General features: G+C 72.9%; 13 protein-coding genes. 4 read left to right on the forward strand and 9 right to left on the reverse strand.

Features of this window, described 5'->3' with window-relative positions; genetic code table 11:
• Positions 1-13: 13 nt before the first annotated feature.
• Positions 14-877, forward strand: a complete 864-nt coding sequence (locus AB0K92_RS26720; RefSeq protein WP_365926877.1) for a hypothetical protein — start codon at positions 14-16, stop codon at positions 875-877.
• The gene (locus AB0K92_RS26725; protein ID WP_365926879.1) at positions 864-1,532 is read left to right on the forward strand and encodes a Fic family protein; all 669 of its coding nucleotides are present in this window, start codon (positions 864-866) and stop codon (positions 1,530-1,532) included. The genes AB0K92_RS26720 and AB0K92_RS26725 overlap by 14 nt, the downstream gene beginning before the upstream one ends.
• Here the strand turns inward: AB0K92_RS26725 and AB0K92_RS26730 are convergent.
• Positions 1,529-2,446 carry a GDSL-type esterase/lipase family protein gene (locus AB0K92_RS26730; protein ID WP_365926881.1) on the reverse strand — a complete coding sequence of 306 codons (918 nt, stop codon included), beginning with the start codon at positions 2,444-2,446 and terminating at the stop codon, positions 1,529-1,531. The two genes, AB0K92_RS26725 and AB0K92_RS26730, sit on opposite strands and share 4 nt — an antisense overlap.
• 293 nt (positions 2,447-2,739) lie before the next feature.
• Between AB0K92_RS26730 and AB0K92_RS26735 the strand changes: the two genes are divergently transcribed.
• Positions 2,740-4,542, forward strand: coding sequence for a rhamnogalacturonan lyase (locus AB0K92_RS26735; RefSeq protein WP_365926903.1), 1,803 nt, complete (start codon positions 2,740-2,742; stop codon positions 4,540-4,542).
• A gap of 387 nt (positions 4,543-4,929) precedes the next feature.
• Here AB0K92_RS26735 and AB0K92_RS26740 read toward each other — a convergent pair whose 3' ends face one another.
• The 5 genes from AB0K92_RS26740 to AB0K92_RS26760 all read right to left on the reverse strand — a co-directional run bounded on the left by AB0K92_RS26740 (position 4,930) and on the right by AB0K92_RS26760 (position 8,883).
• Complete coding sequence (locus tag AB0K92_RS26740) at positions 4,930-5,586, reverse strand: hypothetical protein (protein WP_365926883.1); 657 nt, start codon at positions 5,584-5,586, stop codon at positions 4,930-4,932.
• Positions 5,587-5,668: 82 nt separating this feature from the next.
• Entirely contained in the window at positions 5,669-6,442 is a 774-nt protein-coding gene (locus AB0K92_RS26745) for a metallophosphoesterase (protein WP_365926885.1), read from the reverse strand.
• A complete protein-coding gene (locus AB0K92_RS26750) occupies positions 6,439-6,684 on the reverse strand; it encodes a hypothetical protein (RefSeq protein WP_365926887.1) in 246 nt (81 codons plus the stop codon). Before AB0K92_RS26750 ends, AB0K92_RS26745 begins: the two co-directional genes overlap by 4 nt.
• The gene (locus AB0K92_RS26755) at positions 6,681-7,358 is read right to left on the reverse strand and encodes a hypothetical protein (protein ID WP_365926889.1); all 678 of its coding nucleotides are present in this window, start codon (positions 7,356-7,358) and stop codon (positions 6,681-6,683) included. Before AB0K92_RS26755 ends, AB0K92_RS26750 begins: the two co-directional genes overlap by 4 nt.
• A gap of 61 nt (positions 7,359-7,419) precedes the next feature.
• On the reverse strand, positions 7,420-8,883 hold the full coding sequence (locus tag AB0K92_RS26760) for an ornithine decarboxylase (RefSeq protein ID WP_365926891.1): 1,464 nt from the start codon (positions 8,881-8,883) through the stop codon (positions 7,420-7,422).
• Positions 8,884-9,225: 342 nt separating this feature from the next.
• Here AB0K92_RS26760 and AB0K92_RS26765 point away from each other — a divergent pair, with 342 nt between their 5' ends.
• Positions 9,226-10,425 carry an amidohydrolase gene (locus AB0K92_RS26765; protein ID WP_365926893.1) on the forward strand — a complete coding sequence of 400 codons (1,200 nt, stop codon included), beginning with the start codon at positions 9,226-9,228 and terminating at the stop codon, positions 10,423-10,425.
• Here the strand turns inward: AB0K92_RS26765 and AB0K92_RS26770 are convergent.
• The 3 genes from AB0K92_RS26770 to AB0K92_RS26780 form a co-directional block, all read right to left on the reverse strand.
• Entirely contained in the window at positions 10,415-10,963 is a 549-nt protein-coding gene (locus tag AB0K92_RS26770; RefSeq protein WP_365926895.1) for a DUF1062 domain-containing protein, read from the reverse strand. The genes AB0K92_RS26765 and AB0K92_RS26770 overlap by 11 nt on opposite strands.
• Positions 10,964-11,243: 280 nt before the next feature.
• Positions 11,244-12,845: a hypothetical protein gene (locus AB0K92_RS26775; RefSeq protein WP_365926897.1), complete on the reverse strand. Its 1,602-nt coding sequence runs from the start codon at positions 12,843-12,845 to the stop codon at positions 11,244-11,246.
• A 94-nt stretch (positions 12,846-12,939) separates the two neighbouring features.
• Positions 12,940-13,482, reverse strand: a complete 543-nt coding sequence (locus AB0K92_RS26780) for a snapalysin family zinc-dependent metalloprotease (RefSeq protein ID WP_365926905.1) — start codon at positions 13,480-13,482, stop codon at positions 12,940-12,942.
• Positions 13,483-13,501: the final 19 nt, after the last annotated feature.

Raw genomic sequence — 13,501 nt, forward strand, 5'->3', positions numbered from 1 at the left:
GGCAACTGTCCACTTGCCTATCAAGTCGAATTCGGAAGCGTGTACGGAAGATCGCTGGCAGAATGACCGGCCTCGCCCTGTCGATCCACGAGAGCAACGGAGCAGACCCACGTCGACCGACACCACCCCCGCGCAGCCACCCGCACTGCCCCCCTGGTTCCGCCGCCTGACCTGGCCCGAGGTCGACCCGTCGCGGCATCCGTTCGTCTGGGACGAGGCCGAGGAGGCCCTGGTCACCGCCGCGGTCAAGGAACTCGTACCGCCCGTCCGGGACGGCTACGAGGGTGCGTGGCGCGCCGAGCGCGAGTTCGTACGCCACCTCACCGCGTTCTACGTCGAGCGGTACGGCCCGTGGGCGCAGGACTGGAACTGGACCGTCGGCGAGGGCGACGCCGGCGGTGGCGTCGTCCACAGCTGGTGCTGCGGCGCCCACTCGGTGACCACGCCCGACGAGACCGCCGCCCGCGCCGTGGCCGCCCTGCTGGAATGGCGGGGTTGGCTGGAGGAACTCGCCGATCGTTTCGCCCGGTTGGCGCCGCCGCCCCAGGCCGGACCCGAGGAGCGCAGCTGGCACCTGGAGCGCGCCGCCGTACGGCTGGTGACGCGGATCGTGGACCTCACGGGCGGGGAGAGCGGCTGGTACGGCATCTGCAGCCTGGTGCTGGAATGGTTCCTCACCTCGACCGGCATGGACCTCCAGGCGGCCCGGGCCGCGGTCGCGGACGCCATCGGCGGACGCTTCGAAAGCTGGGTCCGTCCCGGGACGACGGTGATCGACGCGGTCGGCGAGGACCTGGCCGTCGGGCTGACCGGCCGGCTGCCGTACCGCGACCACCGGGAGCACAGCGACCTGGAGGAGTTCCATGACCGCCGCTGAGGCCGACTCCCTGGCCGTGTGGTGCCGGGTGAGGCGGCAGGTCCGGTGGGCGGCACCGGCCGGCGCCGAGGACGTCACGGGCCCGGTCACTCCGCGCGTCGACGGCTTCGCCGCCTGGTGCGAGGGGCCCGTCCGGCGGCGCGACCCCGAGCGTGCGGCGCGGCTGCGGTCGGCGTACGCGCTGGCCCGAGCGGACGCCGCCCGGGGGACCGAGCTGACCTTTCCGGTGCTCGCCCGGTGGCAGCGGGCGGTACTCGGCGTCGCCGAGGCGCCGTTCCGGACGGGCGTCGCCTACGCGAAGGGCGGGCGCGAGCGGTACGGCCTGACGCCGCACACCGAGTCCGACTTCGCCCGGTGCCTGCGCGACAGCGCCGACCCCACCGTGCCCCTCGCCTCCCGGGCGGCCCGCACCTACCTGGACGTCGCCTTCTTCCACCCCTTCGACGACGGCAACGCCCGCGCCGCCCTCCTCGCCCTGACCTTCGTCCTGGCCCGGGAGGGCGTCGTCCTGGACGAGGTCGGCCCCCTCCAGGTCACCCGTCACGCGGACGACCCGGAGGGCGCCGCCGACCTCGCGACCCTGGTCGCCGTCCTCACCCGTGCGACCCGCCGGCGATCGGCCGCCTCCGATCGGCACGCCGCCGCCTGGGATTAGACGAGGTGCGCCGCGAGCGGCAGTCCCTGCCGGCGTACGTCACCGGCGACGAGAGCGGCGATCCGCCGGGCGCCGTACGTCTCGAAGTGCGTGCGGTCGCCGCAGAAGAACGCGCCCACGGGACCCGACCCGAAGTCGCCGTTGTGCGGGCAGAATCGCAGGCTGTTGTACAGCGACACGCTCAGGCCCTGCAGGTCGACGACCGGCGCCCCGGTCGCGGCCCCGGCGGCATGGGTCTCGTCGACGAAGCCGCGGTTGCGGGTCGCGGTGGAGCCGGAGCAGGTGAGGGCGGCCACCGGGGTGAGCAGCACCGGATGGGCGCCCCGGGCCAGCGCGGCCCGCGCCATCATGGTCATCAGCTGCCGGTAGCGCGCCGGGCCGACGTGGCGGGGGCAGGTGGGGGAGGAGTCGTTGATGCCGAACTGGATGAACAGGTAGTCGCCGGCCTTCATCCCGGTGGCCGCGTCCAGCATCGCCTGCCAGCGAGCCGAGTACGCGGGGGAGGTGAGGACGCACTCGCCGTCGGAGCCCATCGTGCCGCTCACGTTCGACTCGTACAGCCAGGTCTGGATGGACCGCCCGCCGACCGCCTGGTTCCGCACGGTCACGTCACCGTCGAACAGGGCGTCGAACTGGCTTCCCCACCCGACCGGGCACGGCGCGCTCGCGCCGGGATTCGCCATGGTCGAGTCACCGGCGAGCCAGACGGTGACCGGCTCGCCCGCCGCCCGCCGGGCCGAAGCCGCCCCCGGTGCCACGTGCGCCGGGTGCGTCGCGTGAGCCGCGTGCGCCGCGTGCGCCGCGTCGGCGCACCCCGCCGCAATGCCGCCGCCGGTCGCCGAAGCGGCCCCGACTCCCGTAGACGACAAGGCAATGGCCATCACCGTGACGACGAGCATCCGTAAGGTCTTCATCGGCCGCAGTTTCCTGACCGCACTCCTATGTGTCAATCAGTAAGCAAAAGGAAGTCACTAATACCAACAGGGTCGAACAGCCAAGCCTGACAGAATCCTTGACGAGGTATCAGCGGCTCCCTACTCTCACAGCCCGTGGGAGCGGTCCCACGACTGTCCGAGTGAACCGGCACCCCCACCCCGCCCCCGGAGACACCGGCGTTCACTCGCTTCCCCATACCTCGGAGGTCATCGTGACCGACGCACACCGGCGCCCCCGCGGCAGGCTGATCGGCGCCCTCACCGCCACCGCACTGGCCGCCTCCGCGCTCGCCGCGCTGCCGCAGCCCGCGCACGCGGCCACCGCGCGGCAGGTGGAACGCCTCGACCGGGGACTGACCAGCGTCCACACCAGCGGCGGCAACCTGGTGTCGTGGCGGTGGCTGGCCACCGACCCGAACGACGTGGCGTTCAACGTCTACCGCGGCGGCACCAAGCTCAACTCCGCCCCGCTGACCGCCTCGACCAACTACTTCGACGCCGGCGCCGCGGACTCGGCCGACTACACCGTGCGCGCCGTGGTGAACGGCACCGAACAGCCCGCCTCGGAGAGAGCCCTGCAGTTCCGGTCCGGCTACCTGGACGTCCCCATCTCCCCGCCGGCCGGCGGCACCACCCCCGACGGCGTCGCCTACACCTACGAGGCCAACGACGCCTCCACCGGCGACCTCGACGGGGACGGAAGACTCGACCTGGTCCTGAAGTGGCAGCCGACCAACGCCAAGGACAACTCGCAGTCCGGCTACACCGGCAACACCATCGTCGACGGCATACGGCTGGACGGCACCCGGCTGTGGCGCATCGACCTCGGCCGCAACATCCGCTCCGGCGCCCACTGCACCCAGTTCCAGGTCTACGACTACGACGGTGACGGCAAGGCCGAGGTCGCCATGAAGACCGCCGACGGCACGCGGGACGGCACCGGCGCCGTCATCGGCAGCGCCTCCGCCGACCACCGCAACTCCAGCGGCTACATCCTGTCCGGCCCCGAGTACCTGACCATGTTCAACGGGCAGACGGGCAAGGCCATGCAGTCGGTCGACTACGTCCCGGCCCGCGGCACCGTCTCCTCCTGGGGCGACTCCTACGGCAACCGCGTCGACCGCTTCCTCGCGGGCACCGCCTACCTCGACGGCGCCCGCCCCTCACTGATCATGGCCCGCGGCTACTACACCCGCACCGTCATCGCCGCCTGGGACTGGCGGAACGGCTCCTTCACCCGCCGCTGGACCTTCGACACCAACTCCTCCACCAACACTGGCAAGGGCTACGACGGCCAGGGCAACCACAGCCTGTCGGTCGCCGACGTGGACGCCGACGGCAAGGACGAGATCGTCTACGGGGCGATGACCGTGGACGACAACGGCGCCGGCCTGTGGACGACGAAACTCGGTCACGGCGACGCCGGCCACGTGGGCGACCTCAACCCTTCCCGCGCGGGCCTGGAGTACTTCAAGGTCTCCGAGGACTCCTCCAAGCCCGGCTCCTGGATGGCCGACGCCCGCACCGGCCAGATCCTGTGGCAGACCGCCTCCGGCAGCGACAACGGGCGCGGCGTCGCCGCCGACGTCTACGCCGGCAGCCCGGGCGCCGAGGCCTGGTCGGCCGCCGACACCACCCTGCGCTCGGCCACCGGCGCGTCCCTCGGCCGCGAACCCTCCAGCGTCAACTTCCTGTCCTGGTGGGACGGCGACCCCGTGCGCGAACTCCTCGACGGCACCCGCATCGACAAGTACGGCACCTCGGGCGACATCCGCCTGCTGACCGGCTCCGGCGTGTCCGCCAACAACGGCACCAAGTCCACCCCGGCGCTCTCCGGGGACATCCTCGGCGACTGGCGCGAGGAGGTGATCTGGCGGACGAGCGACAACCGCGCCCTGCGCATCCACGCCACCCCGCACCAGACCAACACCAAGATCACCACCCTGCTCCACGACACCCAGTACCGCACCGCCCTGGCCTGGCAGAACACCGCCTACAACCAGCCCCCGCACCCCAGCTTCTTCCTCGGCAACAACATGCCCACAGCGCCCCGCCCCACCGTCTACACACCCTGACCGGCTGACCAGGTCAAGCCACACACCAGGTCTGGCTTCGGCGGCAGCTGACAGCAAGTCGCCGTCAACTGCCGCCGGGGGAGTCAACTTCCGGGGAGGAACTGGGGAGATCCATCACGGAGCGTCTTGAGGCGTCCGTCTTGGTCGGCTCGCCGGACATAAGACGTCGCTTCTCATGCGCCAGGCGAGGGCAGAGCGGCCGGAGTGGACCCAAAGGCCGAGCGGTGTAACCCACACCGCGGTGAGGGGGACGGAGCGCCCGTGCGTATCGTCATCGACGACCGAGCCACCCGCCCCCAGCCCGACGCGACCGACGAGCAGTGACAGCACGAAAGACCTGGCGCTGAAGGGCCGGGACGATCCGCACTACCGCGTTCCGCCGACGCGTCACACCCCGCCGGTGAGACCCGCGAGCGTCAGCGCCCTGGTGACGGCCGGCAGATCCGGCGGGCCGTCACCAGGGGCCTCGGGCCGCAGTCGGTCCAGCAGCGGCCGCGGCCGGAGCCGGTACGCCTCGGCGTCCGTCAGGAACGCGTCGGGTCCCGGACCGCCGGGCGTCTCGGCGAGGCGGGACGCCAGATCGCCGAGGACGCGCTCGCGGTCGACGAAGCCGCTCAGGCCGCAGCCCAGGCCGTCGTCGTGGAGGTCGGCCGGGTACGGGGCCCTGGCCCAGGCCCGGTTGTCGTACCAGTAGACGCACCCCAGCTCGTACCCTTCGAGCCGGTCGCGCAGTTCCTCGTACGGCAGCCGGCCGGGGCCGCCCGCCAGCATGTCGATCGGCGGGTCGTACCACTTCACGCCGCTCGACTCGTCCTCGCCGTACAGCACGTAACGGCCCTCGCCCATCCGGGACATGGTCCACCAGGTGCAGCCGCTGTCGTCCCAGTGGAGTCCCGTCGCGTCGATCCAGCGGCCGGTGCGGTAACCGCTGCGGCGGCCTTCCTGTCGGGTGGTCACGTCGAGGGCGGCGAGCAGGGCCCACCGCGCCCACAGCACCTCGCCCGGCGGAAGGTCCTCCGGCAGCCCCGGACGGTGAATGGTCATGTACGCCCCCCGTATGCGGTCGTCCCCGGCGATGATCACCGCAACAGTACGGTGCGCCGTGGCCGGCCCCGGCCGGCGGGTGTCAGGGGGCCGCCGGGCCCGGCCGCGCGGGCGAGCCCGCCGTGACCCGTTCGGGCACCTGGAGGTGGTACACGTGGAAGGCCCGCCCGATCACGGGCTGGGCGACGTTGCGGACGCGGACGCCGCCGCTGGTCATGCCGTGCTCGGTGCCCGCGTGGGCGTGGCCGTGCACCGCGAGGTCCGCTCCGGCGGTGTCGATCGCCTCGGCCAGCAGGTAGCTGCCGAGGAACGGATAGATCTCCGGCGGCTCCCCGGCCAGCGTGTCCGGGACGGGGGAGAAGTGGGTCAGCGCGATCCGTACGTCGCAGTTCTGCTCGTCCAGCCGCTCCAGCGCCGTACGCAGCCCGTCCGCGCAGCGGCGGGTGTAGCGCACGAACTCCTTCATCAGCGGCTCGCCGAACTCCCCGGCGTTGCGGCCCGCGAATCCACCGCAGAACCCCTTCGTGCCGGCCACGCCGACCCGCCCCCGCGCGCAGTCCAGGACCGTCTCCTGCCCCTCCAGCACCCGCACGCCGCCGTCCTCGAGGATCGCGGTGACCTCGTCGGGCTGTTCGTCGTGGTGGTCGTGGTTGCCCAGGACCGCCACCACCGGCACCCCCAGGTCCTTGACCTCCCGCGCCACCACGCGGGCCTCCTCGGGGGTGCCGTGCCGGGTCAGGTCGCCCGCCAGGAGCAGCAGGTCGGCGCAGTCGGGCAGGGTCTCGAACGCGGGCCGCAGCACTCCCTGGCTGTCGGGCCCCATGTGGATGTCTCCGACGGCTGCGATGCGGATCATGCCAGCTCCTCCGCGTGGTCGGGGGACGACGCTTCGGCGACCACCAGGTCGCAGCGCACGGTGAATCCGGTCAGTGTCTCGTCCACGATCCGGTGGACCTCGTCACGGCAGTGGGCGGACGGCACGGTCCCGGTCACCAGCACCGAGTCGCCGTGCACCGCGACCTGCACCCCGAGCTCGGCCAGCGGCCCGCCCGCGAGGTGTTCCCGCAGGTGGGCGACGCGGTAGTCCAGGTTGCTCATGGCTGCTCCTCCCGGGGCGCGATCACATTCAGACGTTCGAGGAGGAAGAGGAACGCGTCGGCCATCGGCTCGTCACCGCACTCGCGCCGCACCTCGTCCCAGTCGACCTTCTCCCGCAGTGCCCGCGCGATGGGCAGGACCGCGCCGAAGTCGCAGTAGTGCTCCGTGAAGGCGGACGACACGCTCGCCAGCAGGTCCGTCGCGGACAGCACCGGCATCCGGACCGACTCCACCGACATCTCCTCGGCCCGGTCCAGCATCTCCGTGGTGACGGGCCGGTGCGCCAGCCGGAAGATGATGTCGACGGACTGCCCGAAGCACTCCGTCTTCAGCAGCCAGTCCTCCGGTGGCGTGCGCACCTCCAGACCGCCCTCGCGCAGCGTGGCCGCGACGCTCTCGGCGTCCTCGGCCCGGATGCAGAAGTCGGCGTCGTGCTGAAGACTCGTGCCCGCGCCGTGCGCGTACGCGGCGACGCTGCCGGCCAGCGCGAACCGGTGCCCCTTGCCCTTCAGCAGCGTCCCCACCTGCTTGGTGGCCTCCAGGATCGCCTGGGTGCGGTCCTGCGGCAGGTCGTGCGCCCCGGGCGGCGGGGGATCGCTCACCTCCGTGGCCAGCCGCAGTTCGCCGGTCGCCGCTCGCCGCGCGGACGCCGGTTCGTCAGTGTGCTGCGTCATGACCCTTCCCTTTCGCCGGACGCGGACCAGGTACCCGCAACGCTCCCTGTGATGACACCCATCAAGGACGGGCCACCACCCGCAGGGTGCGCACGGAGGAATCCGCCGCGTCCGGAATCAGCATCCCGTGCTCGACACCGCTGCGCAGATAGTCCAGAACCTCCGCCGTGATGACCTCTCCGGGGCACACCACCGGCACGCCCGGCGGATACGGCGTGATGATCTCGGCGCTGATACGGCCCGCGGCCCGCTCCACGGGCACATGCTCGACCGGTGCGAAGAACGCCTCCCGCGGCAGCATCGCCTGCTCCAGCTCCAGCGCCGACGGCTCCGGCAGCCGCACCGACGGCTGCCGCTCGATCGACTCCGCCTTCTCGACCAGCGCCCGCAACGCCTCCACCAGCATGTGCTCCGTCGCGTCGTCGTCGGCGTACGTGATCGACGCGCTGATCCGGCAGCTGTCGGAACCGCCGACGTCGACATGGCGGTGGGTGCGCAGCCACTCGGCCGCCTGCATCCCGCTGATCCCCAGCTCCCGCACATCGATCACGATCTTCAGCGGATCGACGTCGGCGGCCAGTCCCTCGTCGACCACCTCCCGGCCCATCACCCGCAGGCCCGGCAGCTCGTCGGCCGCCGCCCTGACCCGCCGCGCGCGGCTGATCGCGGCGTCCAGCAGGGCGTGCCCCTGCTCCACCATCTGCCGCCGCCAGCCGTCGAGGGTGGCGTACACCAGGGGCGAGGCGCTGGTGGTGCCGAGCAGGTCCTCACGCTGCTTGAGCACCTCCGACGACACCCGGTCGTACTGGAGATGGAACACCGAACTCTGCTCGATCGCCCCGCCCATCTTGTGCACGCTGGTCACCACCAGGTCGGCCTCGGCATCCATGCCCCAGGCCGGCAGATCCGGGTGGAAGGGCAGATGGGCGCCCCACGCCTCGTCCACGATCAGCGGTACGTCGAACTCGTGGCACACCCGGGCCACCCCGCCGATGTCGGCGCAGGTGCCCCAGTCGGTCGGCGTGATCAGCAGCATGCCCTTGGCGTCCGGATGCTCCCGCAGCCGGGCGCGTACGTCGTCGGGCTCCGGCGGGTGCGCCAGGTGCCGTTCGGCGTCGAACTCGGGGTGCACCCAGATCGGCTCCACGCCGTTGACGACGACGGCCGCCACCACCGACTTGTGCGCGTTGCGCGACAGCAGCATCTTCTCGCCGGGGCCGGCCACCGCCAGCATCGCCGTCTTCACCGACAGGGAGCTGCCGCACGTGGAGAAGAACGCCTCCGTGGCGCCGACGGCGTCGGCCATCAGCTCCTGCGCCCGGCTGATCACACCCCGGGACTCACGGCGGTCGTCGAGCCCGTTGAGGGTGAGCACGTCGGAGCGGAAGACGTCCATCCCGACGACGTCCACCACCCGGGGGTCCGCGCCCCGGCCTTGCTTGTGCCCCGGCGGCCCGTACGCCACGTCCCCACGGCGCCGGAACTCCTGCAGGGCCTCCAGTACAGGGGCGCGTGAATGATCCATCGTTCCTCCCGGATCCGTATCGCGGAACACGGTCACCCGGCCCCGTACGGACACCGGTCAGGGCCGGCCGGCCGCGTCGGAACGGCCGTACCGTCCGTGTTGCACCGTCACGCCGAGCGAAACTCCGCCGGCCGGGGACGTCCGCGCCCGGCGGCCGCCGCGCCGCGCGCCGAGGCGGCCCCCGGTCACCGCTCCGACGGGTCTCAGGGCGCCCCTCGGATACCGGTCCGGCGGGTATCAGGGCGCCCCCCCCGGTTACCGGTCCGGCAGGTGTCAGGACGCCGCCCGGTGGAACCCGGCCGGCGCACGCACGACCGCCGCCCACACCCCCTGGGAGGCCATGTGGCCCGCACGCCCGACGACGTCCACACCGCCCTGCGCGCCGAGGTCGCCCGCCGGGCCGGCGAACTGTGGGACGTCGCCCTGCGCCTGCACGCCGACCCCGAGTACGCCTTCGCCGAGCACCGGGCCGCCGCTGTGCTCACCGGCGTCCTCGAACGCGACGGCTTCACCGTCGAGCGCGGCGTCGCGGGCCTGCCGACCGCGTTCACCGCCCGCGCGGGCCACGGCCGGCCGGCGGTGGCGCTGCTCCTGGAGTACGACGCCCTGCCCGGCCTCGGCCACGCCTGCGGCCACAACCTCATCGCCGCCGCGGGCCTCGGCGCGGCCCTCGCGACGGGCACGGTCCTCGGTGCGGCGCACGGCTCGGTGCTGGCGGTGGGCACCCCGGCCGAGGAGGGCGGCGGCGGCAAGGCCCTGGAGGCGGAGGCCGGTGTGTTCGACGACGTCGACGCCGCCCTGATGTTCCACCCCGGCGTCTTCGACTGGGCGCGGGCCCCGCTGACCGCCCAGGTGCAGTACCGGATCGGCTTCCACGGGCGCGCCGCCCACCCCACCGGCAACCCGACGGAGGGCATCGACGCGCTCGCCGCGCTGATCGAGCTGTTCAACGTCGTCCACGTCCTCAGCCGGCGCCTGCCGCCCGCGTCCCACATCCAGGGCATCGTCACGCACGGCGGCACGGCCACCAACATCGTCCCCGAGTACGCCGAGGGCCGGTTCGGGCTGCGCGCGGCCACCACCGCCGAACTGGAGGACCTGGTGGGGCGGTTGCGCACCAGCGCCGAGGGTGTGGCCCGCGCCACCGGCACCCGCGCGGAGATCGAGCAGACCGGCGTGCGCTACGAGCACTTCCGCGACAACGCGGTCCTCTCCGGCCGGTTCGCCGAGCACCTGGCCCGCTCGGGCATCACCCTCACCCCGCCCGCCCCCGGCGTCCACCTCGGTTCCTCGGACATCGGCAACGTCAGCTCGCGGGTGCCCGCCATCCACCCCTTCGTCGCCATCATGGACTCCGACGGCTGCGACCACACCCCCGAGTTCGCCCGCGCCGCGGCCTCGGACCGGGCCCGTGCCGTACTCACGGCCGCCGCCCAGGCCCTCGCCTGCACCGCGGCGGACGTCCTGCTGGATCCGCCGCTGCGCACGACGGCGTGGGCCCGGCACGGGGAACCGGAGGCGAGCCGGCGGCTCAGCGCTTGAGCGTGAAGGTGAAGTCGCCGGAGAGCCGGCCGTTCAGCCGGACCGCCGAGACGAGCCTCCCGTCCGAGATCAGCCGCTCGACCTCCGCCCGCGGCAGACCACACCCTTCGGCGATGAGCCGCACCGGCCGGACCGGAATGCGCGCCGCGAAGCGGACCGACACGTCGATCACCTCGTGGTCCGGACGATCCGGTCCGCCGGTGTCGAGGCGCCAGGCGCCGTCCCAGTCGAGGGCGACGCGATTGCGGCGCAGCACGAGCGGGTCCTGGAGCAACTCGGCCGCGAGGCCGGGGTCGTTGTCGTGCAGCCGGTCCAGCAGTCCGGGCCGCACGGAGCGCACATGCGCCCGCTCCAGGACGGTGAGCTTCGCGGTGCTGCCGCACGAGGCGCAGAGCACGAGGAGCCAGGCGTCGAGGAGCTTGTGGTGGGCGTTGACGCGGAACTTGCCGTCGGCCCGGAACCGCCCGGAGGAGCAGTCGGGGCAACGACGGAGCACGGTCGGCAGGCAGGTGGGCATGACCACCCAGGTGTTGAGCACAGGCGTACACCGGTTTCAGTGAGAAGTCCGCAGCGGGAAGCGGCGCGGCGCACAGGCGCGACGCGCGACGGTTCAGCTCTTGGGAGGTCTCACAGGGTGTACAACGGCGTGTCCTCGGACAGACGACTGGGTTCCGCAGCACGGTAGTCGGCCACCGGCCCGCCGCTCCACTCCTTTTGGCCACGCCGGCCGGCCCGCCGCCTTCACGCTCAGGTCACGCGTCACCCATGGCCGTCGCCCGACCGAACGGGGTGTCGGGTGCTGTCCGGGCGGTGGACCGTCAGCAGGTCTTCGGGCGGAGCTGGTCGCCGGTCTCCGCGACCGCGACCACGACCTCCCCGCCCCCGAGGAACCGCAGCCGGTCCAGCGTCCGCCCCCAGCGCCAGGACTCGGCACGGTGGAAGCAGAGATCGGTCGGGACGGGGGAGTCACGCAGGTCGGCGGCGTGGCTGCCGGGCAGGAAGGCGGCGGCCTCGGCCCGCAGGGGATCGGTGTCGCCGGTCCATTCCTCGACGGGGACGGGCCGGGTCCACGGCTCTCCCGTGTTCGGGGTGAACCACCGCGACGCACTGAGGATCAGGGAGACGGGGTCGCTCCCCGAGGCGGCGGCCCGCTCCGCCGCCTCCTCGACGATCCGGGCGACCTCGAGCAGCAGCGCGGGCAACGACTCGGCGAGCAGGACCAGTTCGGGTTCGTCACGCAGTTCGTCGGGGTCGGCCGGGACGGAGACGACGTACCCCCACCGCCCGGTGGCGGGATCGATCCGCACCTGGGCGAGGGAGGTGTTGTACGGGCCGTAGGTCACGCGCGCCAGCGGCCAGTACGTACCGTCGCCGCCGATCAGCCGGTGGAGCGCCGGCTCGACCCGCTGCCAGGGCTCACCGGGCGCGAGCCGCAGGACCGGCATGCCCGCCACCCGCACCTCACCGAGGGCCCGCACCACCGTGCGCACGTCCGCCGGGACGGCCACCGGCCAGCGGTCGATCTCCGCGTCCCGCGTTCCCTCCGTGAGGGTGACCAGCCGGGGGAAGCGGCGCGCCAGCTCGCGCAGCCGGGACACCGCCACGTCCGGCGCGTCCTCGGGGACCCGGTGGCGCCGCACGGGCCTGCCCAGGAAGTCCCCGCTGACGTGGCTCTCCAGCAGCAGCGCCCGGCCGCCGGCCACGAGCCGGTAGTCGACGTCGCTGCCGCCCGTGTCCGCCGTCGCGCCGTCCAGAGTGAAGTACGGCTCCCAGGAGATCGCGCACGGATAACCGGGCAGGTTCCCCAGGTCGACGACGTCCAGGAGACTGTGCCCCCTGCCGACGAGCGCGGCGAGTTCCGCGTCCGGACCCTCGGCGACCTCGATGGACGGCACGGCGCAGACCCTGAACGGCGACGCCGCGGACGGTGCGGTGCGGTCGTGCGGGGACTCCTCGGCGAGCCGCCGCGTGAGGTCCTCCAGCCAGGCCAGGAATCCCGGCGCCTCGACGGTGAACGCGTACTCGTCGACACGACCGACGGTCAGCACCGGCCCCCAGTCCGCCGCCGACTGCCCGCCCGTCCCGGTCAGCACCTTGCCGTCCGGACTGAGCGCCCAGGTCGCGTCCTCTGCGGCCGAACGGATTCGCGGCGGCCGCCCGGACGGCCCGAACGCATACGTCGTCCCGCCCGCCGTCACACCTCCCGCGGCGCGCAGCACGACCCGCACGGCCTCCGGCACCCGCACCGGCCAGCCGTCCAGCTCGGCGTCGGCGAAGCCGTCCAGCAGCGTGACGTCGTCGGGCCTTCGCTCGGCCAGCGCCCGCAACGCGGTCACCACCGCCTCGGCCACCGCGCTCGCCCGTCGCTCGCGGTTCTCCTCGTACGCCACTGCCGCCGCCCCCGTCACGTTTTCGATCACGTGTGTGCGGGTGGGAGCTTAACGGTGGTGTGCGTGGGGGGCGGACGGTCCGCCCCCCACGCCTTCCCTTGCCTCAGTTCACCAGTTCACCAGTTCATCGGTTCACCAGTACCGCTTGGCGCGAGACGCTCGCCTGCGACCGCGCGGCCTTCACACCGAAGTTGTCCTCGACCTCCGCTCGCTCGGCGGTGTTGGGGTACGGGTTCGTGCAGGACACGCCGGCGCTGGAACCCGACATCAGGCTGGAGCAGGGGCCGGGCTTGCGGTCCGGCAGGCCCAGGATGTGGCCGAGTTCGTGGGCCGAGATGCGGATCGTGTCGTAGCCCTGGTTGACGGCCTGCCGGCCGATGTAGACGGTGCCGTTGCCGAGCGAGGTGGTCAGGGCCCGGGGCCAGCCGTTGTCGGCGAGGATCCGTATGTTGGCGCGCTGGCCGGCCGCCGCCGGGCGCAGCTCGACGTTGTCCACGCTCTCGTTCCAGATCGCCGCGCCGCGATCGACGGCGGCCCGGAACTCGGCCGACGCGCTCGCGTCGTAGGTGAGGACGCGGGCCGCGCGGATCCGGTGGTCCTGGTGGTGGTGCGCGGCGGCGTGCCCGGACTGGCCGGCGCCGCCCGGACCCTGCTGACCTGCGCCCATGCCCAGGCCGGACGAGTTC

It is taken from the genome of Streptomyces sp. NPDC052687 (assembly GCF_040678395.1).
Classification (GTDB): Bacteria; Actinomycetota; Actinomycetes; order Streptomycetales; family Streptomycetaceae; genus Streptomyces.